Raw genomic sequence first — 22,581 nt, 5'->3', positions numbered from 1 at the left:
CTACGCGGGTCGGTGACCCAGTAGTGCGCCGATGGCCTGCTCGGCCTTGCCGACCTCCAGCGGTTCGCCGGTGATGATGTCGGCGTAGAGGAACGACTCCACGATGCGGACGATGAGGAACGCGAGGTCGCGCGGGGGCAGTGGGGGATCGAGTTGACCCGTGGCGATCTCGTCGTTGAGTAGCTCTTCGATCGCGGCGACGAGGCGGCCCTGCAACGTCCCGGCGCGGGTGGCCAGAATCCGCAGGGCGCGTTCGGGTTCGCGCCGCAGGAACGCCTGGAAGAAGCCGGATTCGTCGATGACGGTGGCGTAGTGGCCGACGGCCCGTGCGATGTGCGCGGCGCCGTGCCCGGGTGCCGCGTCGATGGAGGCCTTGAGTGTGGGCTCGGCCAGCGACCACAGGATTTCGGCCAGCAGTTCGTCGCGGCCGCCGACCCAGCGGAACAGCGTGGCCCGGTTGATGCCGAGTTCGGTTGCCAATTCCTGCATTTCGATGCGACGGCCCTCGATGAACCAACGGCGCGCGATGCGGAACGCCTCGAGTGGGTCGGGGCGTCGGTCTGTCGACGCGAGCATGCGACCCAACGGTGTCTCGCTGATGGCGCACCTCCTGTTCATCCGCCGCCTTTCGCATCATGGTAGCGGCTGATGTCTGAGTGAGATATATCTCGATCAGTCTCGTCTGTGCAACATATCTAGATATGATGCACGAGTGACCCAGAGCGACGCAGCTTCGATCCTTGATCTCTTCCGTCTCGATGGCCGCGTCGCGGTCGTCACCGGCGCCTCGAGCAGCCTCGGCGTCGGATTCGCGCAGGCATTGGCGCAGGCCGGCGCCGACGTCGTGCTCGGTGCGCGCCGCGAAGACCGGCTGGCCGACACCAAGGCGCTGGTGGAAGCCGCCGGTCGCCGGGCCGTCGCCGTGCGCACCGACGTCACCGATCCCGACGACTGCAAAGCCCTCGTGCAGGCTGCCGTCGATTCCTTCGGGCGCGTCGACATTCTGGTGAACAATGCGGGAGTGGGCACAGCCGTCCCGGCGACGCGCGAAACGCCCGAGCAGTTCCGGTCCGTCATCGACCTGAATCTGAACGGGTGCTACTGGATGGCGCAGGCGTGTGCCGCGCACATGCAGCCGGGCAGCTCGATCATCAACGTCAGCAGCATTCTCGGCCTGACCACCGCCGGCCTCCCGCAGGCGGCCTACGCGTCATCGAAGGCGGGCCTGATCGGCCTGACCCGCGACCTTGCCCAGCAGTGGACGGGCCGCAAGGGTATCCGCGTCAACGCCCTGGCGCCGGGCTTCTTCGCCTCCGAGATGACCGATCAGTACGACGACGGCTACTTCGAGACCACCGTCCTGCCACGCACCCTGGCCGGAAGGCTCGGGCGCACAGAGGAACTCAGCGCGGCGCTGATCTTCCTGGCCAGTGATGCCAGCAGCTATGTCACCGGAATCACCCTGCCCGTCGAGGGCGGCCTGCTCACCACCTGAGCGCCAAAACCCATCTAGGAGAAGAACACTCGTGAAGCAGCTCAGCGGCATGGACGCCACCTTCCTCTACCTGGAGACGCCGACGACATTCGGTCACGTCACCGGGCTGATGATCTTCGAGCGGCCCAGCGAGGAGTTCGACCCCTACACCGCGGTCCATGCGAAGTACGCGTCGCTCATCGGTGAACTCGAACCGTTGCGCCGGCGGCTCGTCGAAGTGCCGCTGGGGCTCGACCACCCGTACTGGGTGGACGACCCGAACTTCGATCTCGACTTCCACATCCGCGAAATCCATTTGGCCCGGCCGGGAATGGTCGACCAGCTGGCCGACCAGGTGTCCCGCATCGTCGGCCGCCCGATGGACCGGAGCCGGCCGCTGTGGGAGGTCTACGTCATCGACGGTCTGGACGACGGCAACTGGGCGATGCTGACGAAGTACCACCACGCCACCATCGACGGTGCCGCCGGACAGTTGATGCTCAACATCCTGACCGACACCGAACCGGACGCCGCGCCACCCGGACCCAGCCCGGCCTGGGAAGCCGAACCGCTGCCCAGCGACATCGACCTGCTGCGCAAAGCCGTCATCAACCTCGCGGGCCATCCGGTCAAGGCACTACGATTCCAGACCCGGCTGGTCGGCCAGCTCGCCGACGCCGCCGGCATCGACAGCATCGGCAGTGCCGCCAGCAAGGCCGGCTCGGCCATCAAAGCCATTGCGCGCCTTGGCAAAGAAGACGGCCCGAAGATTCCGTTGCCCACCTCGGCCGCACCGCCCACGCCGTGGAACAAGCCCATCACCGGGCATCGCCGGTTTGCCATGCGCACCGCGTCGCTGGAGAACGTCAAGCAGCTCAAGACCGCGACGGGCGGCACGGTCAACGACATCGTGATGGCGATCTGCGCCGGCGGTCTGCGCAGCTATCTGCAGGCCCACGACGCGCTGCCCGACGGCCCGCTGCGGGCCATGGTGCCGGTGTCGATCCGTACCGGCGACGAAGAGGACCCGTGGACCAACCGGGTGTCGGCGATCTTCCCCGAACTGCCGACCGACTGCGCCGACCCGCTCGAGCGCGTGGCCCGCTGCCGCGAGGCGATGCTCGACGCGAAGCGCCTGCTGGATCTGGTGCCCGCCAGCCAACTCGGCGACATGGCGCAGGTTTCGGCTCCCGTGCTGTCGACGTCCGCCATGCGGCTGGCGTCGCGCTTCGGGCTGGCGCACCGGATCGCGGCCACGCCGTTCAACCTGGTGATCTCCAACGTTCCGGGTCCGCGCAAGCCGCTGTACTTCGCGGGCGCGCAACTCGTCCATCAGTTCCCGGTGTCGATCGTCACCGAAGGACAGGGGCTCAACATCACCGTGGTGAGCTATCTGGACCGCCTGGACTTCGGCTTCATCGTCGACCGCGAGCTGGTGCCCGACGTGTGGGACCTGGCCGACATGCACATCGACGAGATCGGCCGGCTGATGGAGGCCAGCGGCGCCGAATGGGTGCAGGAGCCCCAACCGGCGGCACCGCGGCGCGGACCGGTCCGGGTGGTTCAGCCCGGCGACGCCTACTGACGGGCTCTAGTGTTCAGGGCATGAGTGGTTCAGGCGACGAGAGTCTGCTGACAGTCGTCGTCGCGCTCGGCGCCAACGCCCTGATCGCGGTGGCCAAGACCGTCGCCGCCGTCGTCACGGGCAGCGCTTCGATGCTCGCCGAGTCCGCGCATTCCTGGGCGGACACCGGCAACGAGGTGTTCCTGCTGATCGGTACCCGGCAGTCGGACAAGCCGGCCGATGCCGAACACCGGCTGGGCTACGGCCGGGCCGGCTACATCTGGTCGATGTTCGCGGCCTTCGGCCTGTTCACCGTCGGTGCCGTGGTGTCGATCTGGCACGGCATCCAGTCCCTCAAGGGCGAAGCCGAGGCGACGTCGTACGGCTGGGCCTATGCGGTGCTCGCGGTCTCGTTCATCTTGGAGGGATCGTCGTTCCTGCAAGCGTTTTCGCAGACGAAGTCCGGCGCGCTCGAACGGCGGATCCATCCACTGCGCTACATCCGCGTCACGTCGAACCCGATGCTGCGCGCCGTCTTCGCCGAGGACCTGTCGGCCCTCATCGGCATCGTGATCGCGACGTGCGGCATCTTGGCGCACCAGCTCACCGGGAATGCGGTCTGGGACGCCATCGGCTCGATCCTGGTCGGCCTGCTGCTCGGGGTCGTGGCGTTGTTCCTCATCGGGCGGAACATGGATTTCCTGACGGGGGAGACCGTCACCCCGCTCGCGCGCAACAACGCACTGCTGGCGCTGCTCGACCATCACGACATCGAGCGGGTCAGCTACCTGCACATGGAATGGGTTGGGGCGAACCGGATTTATCTCGTCGCCGCCGTCGACCTCATCGGTGACGCGGCCGAATCGAACGTCGCCGCGCGGCTCAACGCCATCGCCGACGCGTTGGCGGACCGCCCTGAGATCGTGCGGGCCGTGCTGACCCTGACCCGGCCGGGTGACACCACCGATCTGCGGCCCACCGAGCTGCCCGAGTGGTATCGCTAGTCGGGGTTCATCGGCGCGCGCTGTGCCGTCGCGACGAGCGCGCGCGCCAGCACCGAGCCGGGTTCGGCGGCGCTGTTGACCAGCGCGACCGTCGCCGTCACCTGAGGTTCGTCCAACGGCACCACCCGCACCCCGTCGGGCGGGCGCAACGTGTGCAGCCAGGTCTGCGGGACGATGCTCGCCCAGTGGCCACCGCTGACGTGCGCCAGCAGGGACACCACCGAATCGGCTTCGAGTCGTGGCGTCGCCGTCAGGCTGTGCGCCGCCAGGACGTCGTCGAGCAGTTGCCGGCCCCGCATCCCCGTGTTCAGCAGGCACAGCGGTAGTTCCAGCGCGTCGGACCAGGTCAGCGGATTCGGCTGGCTGGCAAGCAGTTCGGCGCCGGCGATCAGCACCTGCCGCTCTTCGTAGAGCGGTGTGACCGTCAGGCCCGTGGTGTCGATGCCGTCGGGGTAGATGATGCCCGCGTCGAGTTCGAAGCGGCGGATGCGCTCGATGATGCCCGCCGAGCGCAGGCTGCTCTCCAACTGCACTCGCACCAAGGGATGTTCGAGGCAGAACGGATCGGTCAGCAGGGCCACCGTGCCCGACGCGGCCGGGATGACGCCGAGCCGCAGCTCGCCCGTCAGACCCGTCTGCAACGCGGTGACCTCGTGGATGAGGGCATCGTGATCGGCCAGAATCCGGCGCGCCCACAACACCAGCCGTTCGCCTTCGGGCGTCAGCCCCTCGAAGCTCTGCCCACGCCGCACCAGCGGAACCTTGAGCTCGTTCTCGAGCTTGCGGATGGCCTCGGACAGCGCCGGCTGCGAGACGTAGCAGGCGGCAGCGGCGCGCGCGAAGTGCTTCTCGCGGGCGAGCGCCACGAAGTATTCGAGCTGGCGAAACAGCATGGACTATTCGACCATGGTTGATAGGCGATGCCTATCAGGCTCACGGAAATTGCCCTTGGACTCAGGAGGCCTCCGCCGAGCAGACTTGTCGCATGACCGACCGGAGCATTGAGCAGCGAGTCGATACCGAGGGCCAGCCCGACAGTCATGGCGAGCCCGAGTTCCATCCCTACCACCATCCCGCGGCCGGTTGGGGCGCGGCCATCAGCGTCACGAAGTTCCTGGCGCGCGAGCGTGAGCCCATCAGCGGACCGCACGCGATCATGAAGATGAACCACGAGGACGGTGGCTTCGACTGCCCGGGCTGTGCCTGGCCCGACGACATGAAGGGCCTCAAGCTCGACATCTGCGAGAACGGCATCAAGCACGTCACGTGGGAGATGACGCACAAGCGCTGCGGGCCGGAGTTCTTTGCCCAGCACACGGTTTCGGAACTGGCGGAGTGGAGCGACTTCGCGCTCGAAGACACCGGCCGGCTCACCGAACCGATGGTGTACGACGCGGCGACCGACCGCTACAAGCCCATCAGCTGGCGCGACGCCTTCGACCTCATCGGCCGGGCGCTGGCGGAACTCGACGACCCGAACCAGGCGTCGTACTACACATCGGGCCGGCTCGGTAACGAGGCGACGTTCCTCTACCAACTGTTGGCCCGGGAGCTGGGTACCAACAATCTGCCCGACTGCTCCAACATGTGCCACGAGGCCAGCGGCCGCGCCATGCAGGCGTCCCTCGGTACCGGCAAGGGCACCGTCGACCTCGAGGACTGGGAGACCGCGGACGCGCTGTTCGTCATCGGCGTCAACGCCGCCTCCAATGCGCCCCGCATGCTCACCGCGCTGTCGGAGGCCTACCGCCGCGGCGCGCAGATCGTGCACATCAACCCACTCGTCGAGGCCGGTGCCACGAAGACGATCATCCCGCATGACTTCCTGCGGATGGCGACGTTCAAGTCCACCAAGACCAGCACGCTGAACCTGCAGCCCCGGATCGGCGGCGACATGGCCCTGATCCGTGGCATCGCCAAAGCCGTTCTGGAACAAGCAGAGACGGATCCGAAGGCGCTCGACATCGAGTTCATCGAGCGGTACACCACCGGGTTCGAGGCCTACCGGGCCGCAGTCGAGGCCACGTCGTGGGATGAGATCGAATACAAATCCGGGGTGTCGCAGCGCGATATCCGCAGGGCCGCCAAGATTTACCGCGACGCGGACCGCAGCATCATCAGCTGGTGCCTCGGCGTCACCCAGCACGAGCACGGTGTGGACAGCGTCCGGGAGATCGTGAATCTGCTTCTGCTGCGCGGCAATCTGGGCCGCGAAGGCGCCGGACCGTCGCCCGTGCGCGGGCACAGCAACGTGCAGGGCAACCGCACGTGCGGTATCGACCACCGGCCGACCGAGGAGTTCCTGGACCGTCTGGGTGAGGTCTGCGGCATCGACCCGCCCCGCGCGCACGGGCTCGACACCGTCCACACCATCGAGGGCATGCACAGCGGTGACGTCAAGGTGTTCATCGGTATGGGCGGCAATTTCGCCAGCGCCGCACCGGATACCGCGTACACGTTCGAGGGCCTGCAGAAGTGCGAGCTCACCGTCCAGGTCAGCACAAAGCTGAACCGCAGCCACGTGATTCACGGCCGTCAGGCGCTGATTCTGCCGTGCCTGGGCCGCACCGAGAAGGACCATCAGAAGGAGGGCATCCAGTCGACCTCGGTGGAGGACTCGATGAGCATGGTGCACCTGTCGGTCGGGATGAAGAAGCCGGCCTCGCCGCACCTGCTGTCCGAGCCGGCGATCATCGCGGGGATCGCCGCGGCCGCGCTGCCGAACAGCCAGACACCGTGGCACTGGTACGTCGAGGACTACGACCGCATCCGCGACACGATGGCCAAGGTGCTCAACGGGTTCGAGGACTTCAACCGCCGGGTCCGGTTGCCGCTGGGCTTCCGGATCAAGCAGCCCGCGCGGGAACTGATCTTCCTGACCCCGTCGGGCCGCGCGGAGTTCTCGGCCGTCGAGTTGCCCGACGACACCGTCAGCGAAGGCACGCTGATCCTGGCCACGCTGCGCTCGCACGACCAGTGGAACACCACCATCTACTCAGACAACGATCGCTACCGCGGCATCAAGAACCTGCGCACGCTCATCTTCATGAATGAGCACGACATGGCCGACCGCGGCATCAAGGAGTTCGACGACGTCGACATCGTCGCCACCGCGCGCGACGGCAGCGTCCGCTCACTGCACCGCTACAAGGCGGTGCCGTACGGCATCCCGCGCGGCAACGCGGCCGGCTACATGCCGGAGATGAATGTGCTCTGTGCCATCGGCGATTTCAGCTCGCAGAGCGACCAGCCCATCATGAAGAACGTCAAGGTGACGGTGACGAAGTCGGCGGGTTAGGGGGACGGGTTCTGGTTTTTCGGCGGCTGGCGTTTCGGGTCCGAAATTTGTCATACCCTTCTGCTTTGATGGTGTCATGTCTACCACCGCAACACCTTTGGATGTTGAGGTGTCGCCGTGTGAGCGCCTTGAGGCGTTGCACGCGGAGATCGGTGAGTTGACCGGTCAGCGCAACGCGATCGACGCACGGCTAGTGGAGATCGTGGCCGAGATCGACCGCGACGGACTGTGGGGCGCGACAGGGGCCCGGTCGATGGCGTCGTTGGTGGCGTGGAAAACCGGGGTGTCGCCGCGTAATGCGGAAGTAATGGTGGCGGTGGCGCACCGCCTGGAGGAGTTCCCGCGCTGCGCTGAAGCGATGCGGGCGGGCCGGTTGTCGTTGGATCAGGTCGGGGTGGTCGCCGAGCATGCCGGCGAGGGTTCTGATGAGCATTACGCGCAGTTCGCCGACAGCGCCACGGTCACGCAGTTGCGGACGGCAGTGAAGCTGGAGCCGCGCCCGGACCCTGAGCCGGAGGCGAAGCCAGAGCCGGCGCGGTCGATCAGCAAGACCACGCATGAGGACGGGTCCACGACGTACAAGATTCGGCTGCCGAAGTTGGAGGCCGCCAAGTTCGATGCTGCGATGGCGTCGCATCAGGATGCGTTGGTCGCGGACTGGAAGCGTGACCACGAGGACACCGAAGGGGAAGTGTCGGAGCAGGCGCCGCCGTTCCCGAATCAGGTCGATGGGTTCATGAGTCTGGTCGAGGCCGGCTGGGATGCCGACGTGGCACTGCGGCCGCATGGGCAGCGCACCACCGTCGTGGTGCATATGGACCTCGAACAGCGCACGGCCGCCTTGCATCTGGGGTCGGTGCTCACCGAGGAGGAACGCCAACTGCTGTTGTGCGATGCGACGTGCGAGGTGTGGCTCGAGAAGCACGGGCAGCCGTTCGGCGTCGGGCGCAGCACCCGCACCATCAGTCGCCGGCTGCGCCGCGCGCTGGAGCACCGGGACCGGTGCTGCCGGGTACCGGGGTGCGGGGCCACCCGCGGCTTGCATGCGCATCACATCATTCACTGGGAGAACGGCGGGGAAACCGAACTGCACAACCTGGTGCTGGTGTGCCCGTACCACCACCGCCTACATCACAAGCGGGTCATCACCATCACCGGCCCGGCTGACCGACTCGTCGTCACCGATGCAGCGGGCCGCCAACTCGACGGCGGATCCCTCGCCCGACCACCCACCACGGCCCGCCCTGATGTGCCGCCCTGCCCCGGCCCCACCGGGGAACGCGCCCAATGGTGGTGGTACCAACCCTTCGAACCACCACCTAGACCGCCTGCCAACTAGGCCGGGTGGCAACAGAACTGGCGCCTTGGCCTCTAATCCCGGGTGCCCGGCAACAGCATCGACACCACGATCGCGGCGGTGACGCCGATGACGGTGTCGATGCCACGAGCGGTCAGCAACACCAGCGGTTCGGTTGGTGCCGCGAGGTCGGTCATCAGCATGATCAACGGCGTGAAGAACCCCAGTGCGACCGCGTGGTGGTGGGCCATGAACAACTCGGTGGGGAACAACAGAACCATGACGCAAATCGCCAGCACATACTCACTGGGTCCCGGCACCAGCAGTGCGGCCGCCACGGCCAGGCCGATGAAAGTGCCACCCAGGCGATGGATTCCGCGTCTGATCCGGCCGCTGGCGTCGGCGGCCGCCAACGGCCCGGCTGCCGCGGCGATGGCCCAGTTGGCATGGTCGACGCCCAAAGCGAGGCCGGCGGTGCCGGCGGCGGTGATGGCAAGCGCGTAGCGGCCCGCGTGGATCAGCACGTCGCGCCGGTTCGGCGGGGAAAGCCGGGCGGCCGGCCTCACGGCCCGCGGTGCGTCGAGCACACCCAACAGGACGCACAACAAAGCCGTTGCGGCACAGAGCAATATCGCCGAAGAGGGCGCGACCCGGCCCGCCGGCACCGTGGCGATGGCGCCGAGCGCGAAGACGCCGTAGAACGGTCCCTCGGGCTTGAGCGCGAGGTAGTCGGTCACCACCGAGCCGACGGACGCGAACGCCACCGCGGCGACAACCAGGACAGCCCGTGGCACATGGGAATTGGCGAGTGCCACACCGATGGCCACGCCCAGAACCAGGATCACGCCGCCCTGGGTCTGATGCGCGAACCGCCGGGAGCGGGTTTCGGTGCGGCCGTACATGCCGGTGATCGCACCGAACACCGCGTAGATGATCAGGTCGGGGCGTCCGGCGGCCAGCAGTGCGACACCCGGGATGGCCAACCCCAGCGCGACCCGCAACGCGGGCCGGTGGTCTTCCGTCGGCGGGGTCATGGCCCGGCGCACGCGCATATAGACGGTGCGCATGGGCCCACTCCGATCGATGAACGACTTACTCAAACAGGTTGTCGTACCCGGGGAGTGACCGTCAAAGTGGAAATACCGAGCAAGTGATCGGCGGCGCCTATCGAGCGCGCGGCTTGACCGCGTCAGCCCAGCACAGGGAAGCTGCGGCGCTTGGCCAGCCGGTCCATGCCGGACTGGATGGCGAACTGCACCTCGTCGTACACCTTGTCGACGTAGGCGACATCGTTGGCACGCTCGGGGTCGCTGTCGACGTAGATGGGGTCGAGCAGCTCGGTGCGGATTTTCGCAGGCAGCGGCAGGTGCATCGGCAGCACCTCGACGGCGAGCGGGAACGGGAAGCCGGCGATGATCGGCATGTTGGCGCCGCGCAACCGCTTACCGAGGCCGCTCCACTTGGCCAGGAACTTGCCCTCGTTCAGCACGAAGACGGTGTCGTGCCCACCGACCGTGGCCACTGGGACGATTGGCACACCGGACCGGATCGCCTGCTTCACAAAGCCTTTGCGGCCGGCGAGGATCGCCTTGTCACGGTCGCGCCAGTTGCGCATCGCGTCCAGCTCGCCGCCCGGCCACACCACGACGTCATGCCCCGCGGCCAGCGCGCTCGTCACACCGTCACGCGACGCGGGGATGACGCCGACGGCGCGGAAGTAGTCACCCAGACCGGGGGCACCCATCAGCACGTCGTGCGCGGTGCCGTGCAGGACACGCTGCCCGTCGAAGTGCCGGTACCAGGAGTGCACCAGCGTCCAGGCGTCCATGGTCAGGGAGCCGCCGGAATGGATACCGATCAACAGCGACGGTTCGTCGGGCACCTTGTGCCAGCCGTCGATCTCGAGCCGGAAATAGTGGTCGCACAGGAAGTTCCAGATCGGGTTCTGGACGTACCGCATGAACGTCGGGTTGGGGACGCTCGGGGGAGCAGGCGGGGCGGCGGTCAGCGTGGTCATGAGTCCTCGTTTGCGGGGTCGGGCCGTCCGCGGCGCCTACCGACCGCGCGGACTATGGCGTTGATCGCGGCAAGGGTCAGAACGGGGAGCAAGGTGACGACGATGTAGGCCACACCACCGATGACAGTCATCCGACCGATTACCTCTCTGGTGCGGTTTGTCGAGCCTGTTGTAGCAGGTAGGAACCTTGCCGCTGTGGTCGATGGCTACGCTACGGAGCGCAGAGAGGAGTTTCGACATCCCCGGCAGCCGAAGATTCGGCGCAATTCCGCGGATATGTTGTCGCGAGAAGCCAACGTCTACGGCCAGGGTTGACAGCCCGGGCGAATGTTGCTGCTCGCGTTGATCGTGCGCCCAGGATCCTCGCTACTCGAACTTTGTCTGCGTAAGCGCACACTCGACGCCCACAAGGCATTTGCTTGTCAGGTGCCAGCATGCAGAGGCTCGCGACTGTGCCGCCAGCGCGTCTCAAGAGTGGATCTGACGATCTGTACACACCCTCGACGCGAACCTCGCTGCCACGCACATGCGTAAGCCCCCCAAATCCAAAGAGATTTGGGGGGCTTACGTCTGCTCGCGCAGAGAACGTGACCTAGACGATGTAGCTCGTCGCAGCCTGCAGGTGGGCGATGGCCTCGTCGGCGATCCGCGGTATGAGTTCGGAGCAGGCTGGCAAATCCGCCACGATGCCGGCCACCTGACCCGAGGCCAGCACGCCCGCCTCGGTGTTGCCGTCCACCAGACCGGCTTTCAGCAGCATCGGGGTGTTGGCCGCCATGACGACCTGCGACCAGGTCAGGTCCTTGCCGTGGCGCATGGCCAGGCCGTCCTTGATCATCGAACGCCACGTCATGCCGGACATCTTCTTGAACTTCTGGGCGTTTCCGACCGCGGCGACGAAACCGCGCACCGGAGAACCGCTTTCGAGCTTCTCGACCAGCCCGGTTCGCAGCACCCGGTGCGGCATGCCGTCGACGCGGGTCGACACCACGGTGCCGTCCAGTGCGGCTTCCAGGTAGCGCTGCTTGACGGCGTCGGGCACCGTCGAGTCCGAGGTCAGCAGGAACCGCGTGCCCATCGCGACGCCGGCGGCACCGTAGGACAGCGCGGCCGCCAGGCCACGGCCGTCGAAGAAACCACCCGCGGCGATCACCGGCATACCGGTGTCCTTGACGGCGTCGAGCACCGACGGCAGCAGCAGCGTCGTGGCGATCGGGCCGGTGTGGCCACCGCCTTCGCCGCCCTGCACGATCACCGCGTCGGCGCCCCAGCTCGCCACCTTCTTGGCGTGCTTGGCCAGGCCGACCGACGGGATCACCACGACGCCGGCATCTTTGAGCTTCGCGATCAGCTCGGGCTTGGGAGCCAGGGCGAAGGAGGCGACTTTGACTCCTTCGCGGATCAGGAGGTCGCAGCGGGCATCCGCATCGCCGGCGTCGGCACGCATGTTGATGCCGAACGGCTTGTCGGTGGCCGCCTTGACCTTGGTGACGGCGGTCTGCAGCTCGTCCAGCGTCATCGTCGCCGACGCCAGGATGCCGAGACCACCGGCGTTGGAGGTGGCCGCGACCAGTCGCGCGCCGGCCACCCAGCCCATACCGGTCTGCACGACCGGGTACTCGATGCCGACCAGTTCGGTCAGCGGCGTCTTGAGCTTGCTCACGCCTTGACTTCCTTGTCGCGGAACGACTTCGGGTCGATGACCTCGCGCAGCAGCTGCAGTTCGTCGGCGGTTGGCAGGCGGGTCTCGCCGGCGGTGTCCAGGCCGTGCACCTCGAACGAGGTGTTGTCGGCGACCTCGTCGGCCGTCACACCCGGGTGCAGCGACACCGCGCGCATCTGGTGCTCGGGGCCGTTGAAGTCGAACACACCCAGGTTGGAGACCACCTGGTACACGTTCAGGAAGCGGTACGCCGGGTTGGCCGGATCGACCTTGTCCCAACCGATTCCGGAGACGATGTCGACCGACTCGGCGAACACGCGCTTGGTGTGGTTGCCCACGAAGTAGCTCGTCGCGTGGTTGATGCTGTTGCCGGGCGCGCCGCGGACACCGAACATCTGGCGGGTCGGCTGCTGGATCGGGCCGAAGGCCGACAGGTTCTGGTTGCCGTAGCGGTCGATCTGGTTGGCGCCCATGACCACATGCCGACGGCCCCAGGCCAGCGTCTCGAAGACGCGGTTGAACGGCATCCAGCCCTCGACGGCGAACGGGGCGCCGATCGCCGGGGTGTCGGCCAGCATGCGGGCCTCACCGTCGGTGATCACGATGTCGGGCGAGAAGGTCAGCCGGGCCAGGCGGGCGCCGATCTGCACGACGGTCGTCATGGGGCTGGCCATGATTTCCCCTGCGTCACGGAACAATTCGGCGCAGGCGACGGCACAAATTTCGGAGCGGGTTACTGAGTCATTCCCCGTCGCTCCGCTCGCCTCGATCGTCACTTGTTGGCCTCCTTCTGAGCCTCGGCGAACTTACGGACCGCGGCCTGGTAGTCGGCTTCGGTTCCGGACAGGTAGGTCTTGACGAACTCGGCCCAGGTCTCGTCCGAGCCGGCGGCTTCGGCGTAGTGGCGCTGGAACTTCTCGTCGCGCCGGTAGTCGGGCTCGTTGGTGGTGAAGTGGGCGCCGTTCGGGGCCTCGACCACGGTGTCGACCATCATGCGGTTGATGATCTGCTGCTGCGGCACAACCGACTTCACCAGCTCTTCAGTGGAGACGATCTTCTCGACCGACAGGTGCCGGCGCTCGGCCGACATCAGGAACAGGTCGTCGAAGTAGGGGTCGATGCCGGTGTAGGCGGCATTGCCCTTCACGTCGCCCAGGTTCATGTGCACGAATGCGGCATCGAGGTTCAGCGCCGGCATGGCGATGAGTTCCTCGTAGCCGTCGCCGGTCGGGTACGGGGACTTGACGGTCTTGAGCTCGTCACCCCAGAAGGCACGGACGTCGCTGCCGAGGCCGGCGCGGATCGGCAGGAACGGAAGACGTTGTGCGGCAGCCTGTAGGCCACAGCGCAGCATGCCCTCGTCCATCTCGCGGGCCTCGATGGCGCCTTCGGTGCGGCGCCGCGCGAACCACGGGTCGTAGAACGGCGGCGAGTCCAGCGACACGAAGCCGTAGTAGACGCGCTTGACCTTGCCTGCGGCACAGAGCAGTCCGAGATCCGGGCCGCCGTAGGTGACGACGGTCAGGTCGGTGACATCGGTGCGCAGCAGCGCGCGCACGAATGCCATCGGCTTGCGGCGCGAACCCCAGCCGCCGATGCCGATGGTCATGCCGCTTTCGATCTCGGCTACTGCGGCCTCGAGAGTTGTTGTCTTGTCTGCCATATTATTTCGACCCCTTGTTGGTCCCCGCGAACTCGTCGCGGTGCTCGTCGGACACGCCGGACAGATTCAGTTCGAAGGTGAAGCCCTGCTCCATGCGGTAGCGCGCGTTGACGGGCTGCACGTCGATGAAGTTCAGTGCCTCCTTGGCGGCCCGGATGACGCGCGTGTCCTTGCTGGCGATGTCGCGGGCGACGCGCAGCGCGGCCTCGTCGAGCTCCTCGCGCGGGACGACCTCGTGCACCGAACCGAAGTGCTGCAGCGTCGAGGCGGGCACGGTCGCGGCGGTGAAGAACAGCCGGCGCATCATGTGCTGCGGGACCAGGCGCGAGAGGTGGGTTGCGGCGCCCAGCGCGCCACGCTCGACCTCGGGCAGGCCGAACTTCGCGTCGTCGGAGGCGACGATGACGTCGGCGTTGCCGACCAGGCCGATGCCGCCACCGACGCAGAAGCCGTTGACGGCCGCGATGACCGGGACCTGGCATTCGTACACCGCGCGGAACGCCTCGTAGCAGCCGCGGTTGGCATCGATCAGGGCGCCGAAGCCCTCGGTGTTCTGCATTTCCTTGATGTCGACGCCGGCATTGAAGCCGCGTCCCTCGGCCCGCAGGATCACCACGTGGGTGCTCTTGTCGCGCCCGGCGGCGGTGATCTGGTCAGCCAGTTCGAACCAACCGGCCGACGGGATGGCGTTGACCGGCGGGTAGTTCACGGTGACCGAGACGATGCCCGGTTCGACTGTCTTGGTGGTGATGGTCATCAGTCACTTCCTGGGGGACGGGTACCTAAGCAAGCACTTGCTTGGTACGCTAGCACAGTGACTGCTGGAATCAATCTGCAATTGGCCGGTCGCGTGGTGCTGGTCACCGGCGGTGTGCGCGGCGTCGGCGCCGGCATCAGCGCGGTGTTCGCCGAGCAGGGTGCCACTGTGATCACCTGCGCGCGGCGCGAGGTCGAGGGGTTGCCCTACGAGTTCCACGCCTGCGATGTTCGTGACGACGCGGCGGTCAAGGCCATGATCGACGCCATCGTCGCCAAGCACGGCCGGCTGGACGTCGTGGTCAACAACGCCGGTGGCTCGCCGTTCGCGCTGGCCGCCGATGCGTCGGCCAAGTTCAGCACCAAGATCATCGAGCTCAACCTGATTGCGCCGCTGCTGGTTTCGACGCACGCCAATGCGGTGATGCAGCAGCAGGACACCGGCGGCGTGATCGTCAACATCTCCAGCGTCAGCGCGCACCGGCCCACGCCGGGCACCGGTGCGTACGGCGCCGCCAAGGCCGGCATCGACAGCCTGACCACGACGCTCGCCGTCGAGTGGTCGCCCAAGGTCCGGGTGAACTCCGTCATCGTCGGCATGGTCGAGACCGAGCAGTCCGAACTGTTCTACGGCGACGCCGAGTCGGTCGCCGCCGTGGCCGCGACCGTGCCGCTCAAGCGGCTGGCCAAGCCCACCGACATCGGCTGGGCCGCAGCATTTTTGGCCTCCGAGGCCGCGTCGTACGTCAGCGGTGCGTCCCTCGAAGTGCACGGCGGCGGAGAGCCGCCGCAATACCTGGAAACGTCTAGCGCCAACAAATAAGGAGAGATCAATGGGATTGCTCGACGGCCGTGTGGTCATCGTGACGGGTGCCGGTGGCGGCATCGGGCGTGAGCACGCGCTCGCGTTCGCCGCGGAAGGTGCCCGCGTCGTGGTCAACGACATCGGCGTCGGCCTGGACGGTTCGCCCGCCGGTGGCGGCAGCGCCGCGCAGAATGTGGTCGACGAGATCGTCGCCGCCGGTGGTGAGGCCGTGGCCAACGGTTCGAACGTCGCCGACTGGGAGCAGGCCGCGGCCCTGATCCAGCAGGCCGTCGATACCTACGGCACCCTCGATGTGCTGGTGAACAACGCCGGCATCGTGCGCGACCGTATGTTCGCCAACGCCACCGAAGACGAATTCGACGCCGTCACCGCGGTGCACCTCAAGGGGCACTTCGCCACCATGAAGCACGCCGCCGCGTACTGGCGCGCCAAGGCCAAGGCCGGCGAGACCGTGGACGCCCGCATCATCAACACCAGCTCGGGCGCCGGCCTGCAGGGCAGCGTCGGCCAGGCCACCTACAGTGCGTCCAAGGCCGGCATCGCCGCGCTGACGCTGGTCGCCGCGACCGAGATGGGCCGCTACGGCGTCACCGCCAACGCCATCGCGCCGTCGGCTCGTACCCGGATGACCGAGACCGTCTTCGCCGATGCGATGAACACCCAGGACCAGGCGTTCGACTCCATGGCCCCCGACAACATCTCCCCGCTGGTGGTGTGGCTGGGCAGCGTGGAGTCGCGCGACGTCACGGGCAAGGTGTTCGAGCTCGAAGGCGGCAAGATTCGTGTTGCCGAGGGCTGGGCGCACGGCCCCGAGATCGACAAGGGTGCCAAGTGGGACCCGGCCGAGCTGGGCCCCGTGGTCGCCGATCTGCTGGCCAAGGCGCGTCCCGCGGTGCCCGTCTACGGCTCGTAACAGCCGCGATCGCAAAAGCGTCCCCGTAACGAATCACGTTGCGGGGACGCTTTTTTGGTCTGCATCACAGCGTGGCGGCGACATCCCAGATCGGTTCGAGCGCCGCGATGCCGGTGCGGACGAGCGGACTGAGTACGACATCGGTCGCGCCTGCGGCGAGGTAGCGGCGCAGTTGAGTGGACACCTGCGAAGCAGTGCCGACCGCCGCGAGATCGATGACCGAGTCGACGCCTTCGCGTTCGATCACCTTGGCGTACGACGGGATCGTCGCGTAGAACTCGAGAGCCTCCGCCGCGCGGTTGCGGCCCTCGTCGACGTCGTCGGTCACCAGAACGGGTACCGCGGCAATCACTTTGGGCGCGGGTCGGCCGGCCGCGATTGCCGCCTCGGAGATGGTCGGCACGATGAATTCCTCGATGGTGCGCGGCCCGGCCAGATAGGGCAGGGTGCCGTCCGCCAATTCCCCTGTCACACGTAATGCCTTGGGCCCCATGGCCGCGACATAGACGGGCAGGGGCGTGCCACCGGCGACCGTCACCGGAAACTCTGGGGCTGCGGTGAATTCTTCGCCGTGGAAGTCGACGGTGCCGGTATCCAGGATCGACCGCAGCACCTGCAGGTGTTCGCGCAGCCGGCCGATGGTGTTCGGCCACGCGGTACCGAAAGCCACCTGTTCAGGAGCGTGCGCACCCAGCCCGAGGCCGAGGCTGAAGTTTCCGCCAGTGGCCGCTTGAGCGGTCAGCGCCTGGGAGGCGAGCGTCAGCGGGTGGCGCGGGTTGACCGGTACGACAAAGGTGCCGACGCCAAGGCCCGGCACCGCGGCACCGACGTATCCGGCGAGCGAGATCGCGTCGTGGTCGAACTGCTGGGCTATCCACACTTGGCCGACGCCGGCGTTGTAGGCGCGGCGGGCCTGGTCGATCGCGGCAGCGACATGATTGGCGGAAGTACGGTCGGGGTCCAGCACAACTCCGGTCGGCATATCAACGACAACGACGGGGCCCGGCCGCCGATTCCGGCGCGGAAAGAAAAACTCCCCCAGAACGAAACTCGTTCTGGGGGAGCCTCTTTGCTGTTGTTACTTGGCGGCGTCGGCCTTGGCGGCCTTGTCCTTCTGCTGCTTCTCCGCCTTCTTCGGCTTTTCGGCCTTGGGCTTGTCGGCCTTATCGGACTTGTCCTTCTTCGGCTTGTCCTTCTTGACCTTGGTGCCCTTGTCCTCGGCGCCCTTGTCGCCGGTGCCGGCCTTCGGGGTGTCCTCGGCCTTGGAATCACCGGCCTTCGTATCGCCGGCCTTGACGTCGTCGGCCTTGGTGGTGTCAGCCGGGGTGTCGTCGACCTTGGTGGTCTTGACGGTCTTGTCCTTCGTGCCGGTGGTGGCCGGCTTCAGGGCGGAGACCTGCTTGGCGAGCGTCGGCGTCACCGCGGGCTTGTCGGCGCTGTCGGCCTCTTTCGCTGCGGCGGTATTCGGGGTGACGGCCTGCACCGACGCCGGCGGGGGTGCCGCCTTGAAGACGGTGCCGGTCTGGATGGACTTCACGACGCTCTTGACCACGTTGATCGGAAGGTTCACGACGGCCTTGGCGGTATCGAACACGCCGTCCCGAATAGCGTTGGCGACGTTGGCGATGTTGCCGGTCCGCAGGGCCTTCGCGACGTTGTAGAGCGCCATCTGCGGCACCTTGACGGCGTCGCGTACGTTGACGAACAGCTTGGTGGGTAGGGCCGGGTTCTGCGTGACGGCGATACCGCCCCAGTTCTCCAGGGTCCAGCCGTCCTCGGGGTTGCCGGTCACGGTGACGATCTCGGTGTTGCCCAGCGGGTGCTTCAGCATCAGGGTGAGGTCGGGGTTCTCGACGTTCATCAGGGTCCACGCCATGATCGACATGCCGTGCGCGAAGGCCACCGGGTTCTGCGCGCCGCTGTTGTAGATGTCGTCGACCGCGCCGTTGAACCGGTCCTGGAAGACCGCGCCATTGGCATCGGGCGAACCGGGCATCGGCATCAGGAGGTTGCCGGTGGCCCAGGACAGCGGGATCAGCGCGTAGAGGATGCGGGCGAAGCCGGAGTCCTGCGACTGGCCTTCGAAGATGCCGGCCTGCACCTCATGGAGACCGCTCAGCACCGTCACCGGCATGCCGGTCGCGGTCGCGTACGGCGCTGCGGTCTGCTGGGTGCGCACCATGTCCGAGGCGAAGATGGCGTCGTGTGCCAGGCCGTCATTGGCGAGGACGCCGGCCACCGTCTGGGCCTGGGTCTGGCCCGTCGTCGTCAGGTTGGGGCCCGGGATCTTGGTGTCGATGAGGCCCGAGGCGTTCCCCTCGGATTCGCCGTGCCGGACGAACGTGATGGTGATGTTCGTTGTGGCCCAGGCCGAAAAGGCCGAGGTGAGGAACATGAAGACGGCGGCGACCAGAACGGCCGCGGCTCGAGCCCCGCGTTTGAATGTTCGGCTGTGGTTCAGCCGGACCATTGATGACATAGACGGCTCCATAGTGTTGGCCCTGGATGTGTGCAGGGCCACACTATGTACACATCTATGAATCTGTCTAGTCTCTTCCGTCAATTACCGGATGAACTTTGCTGGCGCGCACAGGGCGCCGCGCCTAGCCTGCCGGGTGGTGCTGCTCCCATTGGAATCCGGCGACGTCGTATTGGCTGACGGCCTTGTCCGTGTTTCCCCTGTTCGGGTTCAATTCGCTTCCCGCGTAATGCTGTTCAGCGTTGGCGAATCCCTGGCTGCTGAAGCCCGGCGGCTTCAGAGCGGGGTTGTCGCTGGCCTCCTTGCCGGGTTGGCCGGTGGTGCCGGGGGCGTGTGGGTTGTCGGCGAGGGCGACGCCGGCGGGCGACAGCGCGACGAATGCGGTGACCACACACGGGAGGATGATGGAGCGGTTCATGAGATTTCTCCGATCGTGAGAGCCCCTTTCGGATCACGATCGCCGGGCCTGATCGGTTCACCGATCACGAAAAAACTCCCCTGGGACGACGGGCGTCCAGGGGAGTTTTTTTCGGTCTGTGCTCAGGCCGGGTCGAGCAGGATGATCGGAATCTTCCGGTCCGTGTGCGAGCGGTAGTCGACGAAGTCCGGGTACATGGCGTCGAGCTTGGGCCAGTACTCGTCGCGTTCGGCATCGGTGGCCTCACGGGCGGTCAGCTGCAGTTTCTCGCCGCGCACCTGGAACTTCACCTTCGGGTTGGCAACCAGGTTCAGGTACCACATCGGGTGCGTGTCGCGGCCGCCCTGCGAGGCGACGACGACGATGCGGTCGCCTTCACGCAGGTACAACAACGGGCTGTCGCGGGGCTCGCCGGATTTGCGGCCGATCGTGGTCAGGATCCCGACGGGCGGGGGAGTGGCGACGGGCTTGGAGCCCAGCCGCCACTTGGCGCCGATCCGGCCGTCGGTGGCCCGGAATGCCCAGGTGTTGATCCGCGACATCCACTTGAAGCCGACCTGCATTCCCTTGGAATTCAGGATCTTCAGCTGCCTGTCGCTCATTTCCCCGTCGGCCATGGTGGCGACCCTGCTCCTCGCTCTAGATGCGCTCGATGATCGTGCCGGTGGACAGCGCACCGCCGGCGCACATCGTGATCAGCGCCGTCGACTTGCCGGTCCGTTCCAGCTCGTGCAGCGCGGTCGTGATGAGCCGCGAGCCGGTGGAACCCACCGGGTGGCCCAGCGCGATGGCGCCGCCGTTGACGTTGACCCTATCCATGTCGGCCTTGTGCACCTGAGCCCAGGACAGCACGACGGACGCGAACGCCTCGTTGATCTCGACCAGGTCGATGTCGGCCATCGACATGCGCGCCTTCTCGAGCACCTTGGCGGTCGACTGCACCGGGCCGTCCAGGTGGTAGTAGGTCTCGGCGCCGACGTTGGCCTGCGCGATGATCCGGGCGCGGGGCGTGAAGCCGAGCGCCTTGGCCTTGTCCTCGTCCATCCACAGCACCGCGGCGGCACCGTCGGAAATCTGCGATGAGGTGCCGGCGGTGTGGATACCGCCCTCGATGACGGGCTTCAGCGACGCCAGGCCCTCCAGGGTGGTGTCGCGCAGGCCCTGGTCGCGGCTGACCAGGTTCAGCTCGGCGGTGGGCTGCTTGTTCTCGTCGATGACCGGCGCCTCGATGGGCGAGATTTCGCGGTCGAAGCGGCCCTCGGCCCAGGCCTGCTTGGCCTTGGCCTGCGAGGCGAAGCCCAGCGCGTCGATGTCGTCGCGGGTGATGCCCCGGCGCTTGGCGATGCGCTCGGCGGCCTCGAACTGGTTGGGCAGGTCGATGTCCCACGAGGCGGCGCGGGCGCCACCGCCGTTGGCGCCCAGCGGCACCCGGCTCATGGCCTCGATGCCGCAGGCGATGCCGATGTCGATGGCGCCGGTGGCGATCAGACCCGCGATGAGGTGGTTGGCCTGCTGCGCGCTGCCGCACTGGCAGTCGATGGTGGTGGCGCCGACGTGCTCGGGCAATCCGGCGACCAACCAGGACTGTCGGGTGATGTTGTTGCCCTGCTCGCCGTACTGCGTGACGCAGCCGCCGATGAGCTGCTCGACGTCGCCGGCGTCGAGCCCGGCCTTCTCGACGAGAGCCTTCTGCGTGGCGCCCAGAAGCTCGGTCGCGTGCAGGCCGGACAGCCAGCCACCTCGCTTGCCGATGGGGCTACGAGTGGCTTCAACGATGACAGGATTACCCATGGCCTCAGGCTAGAACACGTTTCATTACTCTGACAAGCAATCATCGGGACGTGCCTTTTATCTGCGGTGAAGGCGTGTTTCAATGGTCGCAACGCCGAACTAGAAGGATTTGTCTCGGAACCCTGTTCTGAGGCGTTGGATTCCCCAAGGAGACACCATGCCCTGCCCCATCCCGTCCGATCTCGACTTGTTGGACGCGAACCTCAACCTGGAGCGGCTGCCTGTCGAGGAACTCGCGGAGCTGCGCAAGTCCGAGCCGATCCACTGGGTGGACGTGCCCGGCGGCACCGGTGGCTTCGGTGACAAGGGCTACTGGATCGTCACCCGCTACGACGACGTCAAAGAGGTGTCGAAGCGGAACGACATCTTCGGCAGCGCGCCCGATGGCGCGATTCCGGTGTGGCCGCAGGCCATGACGCGTGACGCCGTCGACGTGCAGCGCGCCGTGCTGCTGAACATGGACGCCCCGCAGCACACCCGGCTGCGCAAGATCATCTCCCGCGGCTTCACCCCGCGAGCCATCGGCCGCCTGCAGGCCGAGCTGAACGAGCGGGCCCAGAAGATCGCCGAGACCGCCGCCGCGTCGGGCACCGGTGACTTCGTCGAGCAGGTCTCGTGCGAACTGCCGCTGCAGGCCATCGCCGGACTGCTCGGTGTGCCGCAGGAAGACCGCGACAAGCTGTTCAACTGGTCCAACGAGATGACCGCAGGCGAGGACCCCGAGTACGCCCACATCGACCCGGCCGCATCGTCGTTCGAGCTGATCACCTACGCCATGAACATGGCCGCAGAGCGGGCCAAGAACCCGACCGACGACATTGTCACGCAGCTGATCGAGGCCGACCTCGACGGCGAGAAACTGTCCGACGACGAGTTCGGCTTCTTCGTGGTGATGCTGGCCGTGGCCGGTAACGAGACCACCCGTAACTCGATCACGCACGGCATGATCGCCTTCTCCCAGAACCCCGACCAGTGGGAGCTGTACAAGAAGGAGCGTCCGGAGTCGGCCGCCGACGAGATCGTCCGTTGGGCCACACCGGTTACCGCATTCCAGCGCACCGCGCTGGAGGACACCGAGCTCGGTGGCGTGAAGATCAAGAAGGGCGAGCGGGTCGTCATGTCCTACCGTTCGGCCAACTTCGACGAAGAGGTGTTCGAGGACCCGCACACCTTCAACATCCTGCGCTCGCCTAACCAGCACGTCGGCTTCGGCGGCACCGGCGCGCACTACTGCATCGGCGCCAACCTGGCGCGCATGACCATCAACCTGATGTTCAACGCCATCGCCGACCATATGCCGGACCTGGCCTCGGTCGGTGAGCCCGAGCGGCTCATGTCGGGCTGGCTCAACGGCATCAAGCACTGGCAGGTTGACTACACGGGTAAGTGCCCCGTCCAGCACTGACGGCGACTGACTG

General features: G+C 66.8%; 21 protein-coding genes and 1 pseudogene. 8 read left to right on the top strand and 14 right to left on the bottom strand.

The window, feature by feature from the left end; genetic code table 11:
* The gene (locus tag H289_RS0110890) at positions 1-576 is read right to left on the bottom strand and encodes a QsdR family transcriptional regulator (RefSeq protein ID WP_020100823.1); all 576 of its coding nucleotides are present in this window, start codon (positions 574-576) and stop codon (positions 1-3) included.
* Between the two features lie 136 nt (positions 577-712).
* Between H289_RS0110890 and H289_RS0110885 the strand changes: the two genes are divergently transcribed.
* The 3 genes from H289_RS0110885 to H289_RS0110875 are packed head-to-tail and all read left to right on the top strand — an operon-like array spanning position 713 to position 4,042.
* Positions 713-1,495 (top strand): SDR family NAD(P)-dependent oxidoreductase, encoded by a 783-nt coding sequence (locus H289_RS0110885; protein ID WP_020100822.1) that lies wholly within the window; start codon positions 713-715, stop codon positions 1,493-1,495.
* A gap of 31 nt (positions 1,496-1,526) precedes the next feature.
* Positions 1,527-3,059, top strand: a complete 1,533-nt coding sequence (locus H289_RS0110880) for a WS/DGAT/MGAT family O-acyltransferase (RefSeq protein WP_020100821.1) — start codon at positions 1,527-1,529, stop codon at positions 3,057-3,059.
* Positions 3,060-3,079: 20 nt separating this feature from the next.
* Complete coding sequence (locus H289_RS0110875) at positions 3,080-4,042, top strand: cation diffusion facilitator family transporter (protein ID WP_020100820.1); 963 nt, start codon at positions 3,080-3,082, stop codon at positions 4,040-4,042.
* Here H289_RS0110875 and H289_RS0110870 read toward each other — a convergent pair.
* The gene (locus H289_RS0110870) at positions 4,039-4,935 is read right to left on the bottom strand and encodes a LysR family transcriptional regulator (protein ID WP_020100819.1); all 897 of its coding nucleotides are present in this window, start codon (positions 4,933-4,935) and stop codon (positions 4,039-4,041) included. The two genes, H289_RS0110875 and H289_RS0110870, sit on opposite strands and share 4 nt — an antisense overlap.
* 92 nt (positions 4,936-5,027) lie before the next feature.
* On the opposite strand from H289_RS0110870, the gene H289_RS0110865 reads away from it, so the two are divergent.
* Both H289_RS0110865 and H289_RS0110860 read left to right on the top strand, forming a co-directional pair.
* A complete protein-coding gene (locus H289_RS0110865) occupies positions 5,028-7,340 on the top strand; it encodes an FdhF/YdeP family oxidoreductase (RefSeq protein WP_020100818.1) in 2,313 nt (770 codons plus the stop codon).
* A gap of 76 nt (positions 7,341-7,416) precedes the next feature.
* Positions 7,417-8,679 carry an HNH endonuclease signature motif containing protein gene (locus tag H289_RS0110860; protein WP_029105080.1) on the top strand — a complete coding sequence of 421 codons (1,263 nt, stop codon included), beginning with the start codon at positions 7,417-7,419 and terminating at the stop codon, positions 8,677-8,679.
* A gap of 32 nt (positions 8,680-8,711) precedes the next feature.
* Here H289_RS0110860 and H289_RS30315 read toward each other — a convergent pair whose 3' ends face one another.
* The 7 genes from H289_RS30315 to echA20 all read right to left on the bottom strand — a co-directional run bounded on the left by H289_RS30315 (position 8,712) and on the right by echA20 (position 14,737).
* Positions 8,712-9,704: an FUSC family protein gene (locus H289_RS30315; RefSeq protein WP_020100816.1), complete on the bottom strand. Its 993-nt coding sequence runs from the start codon at positions 9,702-9,704 to the stop codon at positions 8,712-8,714.
* Between the two features lie 122 nt (positions 9,705-9,826).
* Positions 9,827-10,654: a lysophospholipid acyltransferase family protein gene (locus H289_RS0110850; RefSeq protein WP_020100815.1), complete on the bottom strand. Its 828-nt coding sequence runs from the start codon at positions 10,652-10,654 to the stop codon at positions 9,827-9,829.
* Complete coding sequence (locus H289_RS33860; RefSeq protein ID WP_020100814.1) at positions 10,651-10,785, bottom strand: hypothetical protein; 135 nt, start codon at positions 10,783-10,785, stop codon at positions 10,651-10,653. Before H289_RS33860 ends, H289_RS0110850 begins: the two co-directional genes overlap by 4 nt.
* Before the next feature lie 461 nt (positions 10,786-11,246).
* Positions 11,247-12,317, bottom strand: a complete 1,071-nt coding sequence (gene ipdC / locus H289_RS0110840; RefSeq protein ID WP_020100813.1) for a (3aS,4S,5R,7aS)-5-hydroxy-7a-methyl-1-oxo-octahydro-1H-indene-4-carboxyl-CoA dehydrogenase — start codon at positions 12,315-12,317, stop codon at positions 11,247-11,249.
* Positions 12,314-13,087, bottom strand: a complete 774-nt coding sequence (gene ipdB, locus H289_RS0110835) for a cholesterol ring-cleaving hydrolase subunit IpdB (protein ID WP_029105078.1) — start codon at positions 13,085-13,087, stop codon at positions 12,314-12,316. The genes ipdC and ipdB overlap by 4 nt, the downstream gene beginning before the upstream one ends.
* Before the next feature lie 2 nt (positions 13,088-13,089).
* Complete coding sequence (gene ipdA / locus H289_RS0110830) at positions 13,090-13,980, bottom strand: cholesterol ring-cleaving hydrolase subunit IpdA (protein ID WP_029105077.1); 891 nt, start codon at positions 13,978-13,980, stop codon at positions 13,090-13,092.
* A gap of 1 nt (position 13,981) precedes the next feature.
* Positions 13,982-14,737: a (7aS)-7a-methyl-1,5-dioxo-2,3,5,6,7,7a-hexahydro-1H-indene-carboxyl-CoA hydrolase gene (gene echA20 / locus H289_RS0110825; RefSeq protein ID WP_020100810.1), complete on the bottom strand. Its 756-nt coding sequence runs from the start codon at positions 14,735-14,737 to the stop codon at positions 13,982-13,984.
* Positions 14,738-14,794: 57 nt separating this feature from the next.
* On the opposite strand from echA20, the gene H289_RS0110820 reads away from it, so the two are divergent.
* Positions 14,795-15,559, top strand: coding sequence for an SDR family oxidoreductase (locus H289_RS0110820; protein ID WP_036420420.1), 765 nt, complete (start codon positions 14,795-14,797; stop codon positions 15,557-15,559).
* 10 nt (positions 15,560-15,569) lie between these two features.
* Positions 15,570-16,475: an SDR family oxidoreductase gene (locus tag H289_RS0110815; RefSeq protein ID WP_020100808.1), complete on the top strand. Its 906-nt coding sequence runs from the start codon at positions 15,570-15,572 to the stop codon at positions 16,473-16,475.
* A 64-nt stretch (positions 16,476-16,539) separates the two neighbouring features.
* On the opposite strand, the gene H289_RS0110810 is transcribed toward H289_RS0110815, so the two are convergent.
* The 5 genes and pseudogenes from H289_RS0110810 to H289_RS0110790 form a co-directional block, all read right to left on the bottom strand.
* The gene (locus tag H289_RS0110810) at positions 16,540-17,457 is read right to left on the bottom strand and encodes an LLM class F420-dependent oxidoreductase (protein ID WP_020100807.1); all 918 of its coding nucleotides are present in this window, start codon (positions 17,455-17,457) and stop codon (positions 16,540-16,542) included.
* Between the two features lie 780 nt (positions 17,458-18,237).
* Positions 18,238-18,870, bottom strand: a pseudogene (locus H289_RS34070) (histidine phosphatase family protein); the annotation flags it as partial.
* Between the two features lie 208 nt (positions 18,871-19,078).
* Entirely contained in the window at positions 19,079-19,372 is a 294-nt protein-coding gene (locus H289_RS0110800) for a hypothetical protein (protein ID WP_020100805.1), read from the bottom strand.
* 122 nt (positions 19,373-19,494) lie between these two features.
* Positions 19,495-19,989, bottom strand: a complete 495-nt coding sequence (locus tag H289_RS0110795; RefSeq protein ID WP_020100804.1) for a nitroreductase family deazaflavin-dependent oxidoreductase — start codon at positions 19,987-19,989, stop codon at positions 19,495-19,497.
* A 22-nt stretch (positions 19,990-20,011) separates the two neighbouring features.
* Entirely contained in the window at positions 20,012-21,163 is a 1,152-nt protein-coding gene (locus tag H289_RS0110790) for a steroid 3-ketoacyl-CoA thiolase (RefSeq protein ID WP_020100803.1), read from the bottom strand.
* Positions 21,164-21,320: 157 nt separating this feature from the next.
* Here H289_RS0110790 and H289_RS0110785 point away from each other — a divergent pair, with 157 nt between their 5' ends.
* Entirely contained in the window at positions 21,321-22,568 is a 1,248-nt protein-coding gene (locus H289_RS0110785; RefSeq protein WP_020100802.1) for a cytochrome P450, read from the top strand.
* Positions 22,569-22,581: the final 13 nt, after the last annotated feature.

The organism is Mycobacterium sp. 360MFTsu5.1 (assembly GCF_000383495.1).
Lineage (GTDB): Bacteria > Actinomycetota > Actinomycetes > Mycobacteriales > Mycobacteriaceae > Mycobacterium > Mycobacterium mucogenicum_B.
This window is presented reverse-complemented; position numbering and strand designations above follow the sequence as displayed.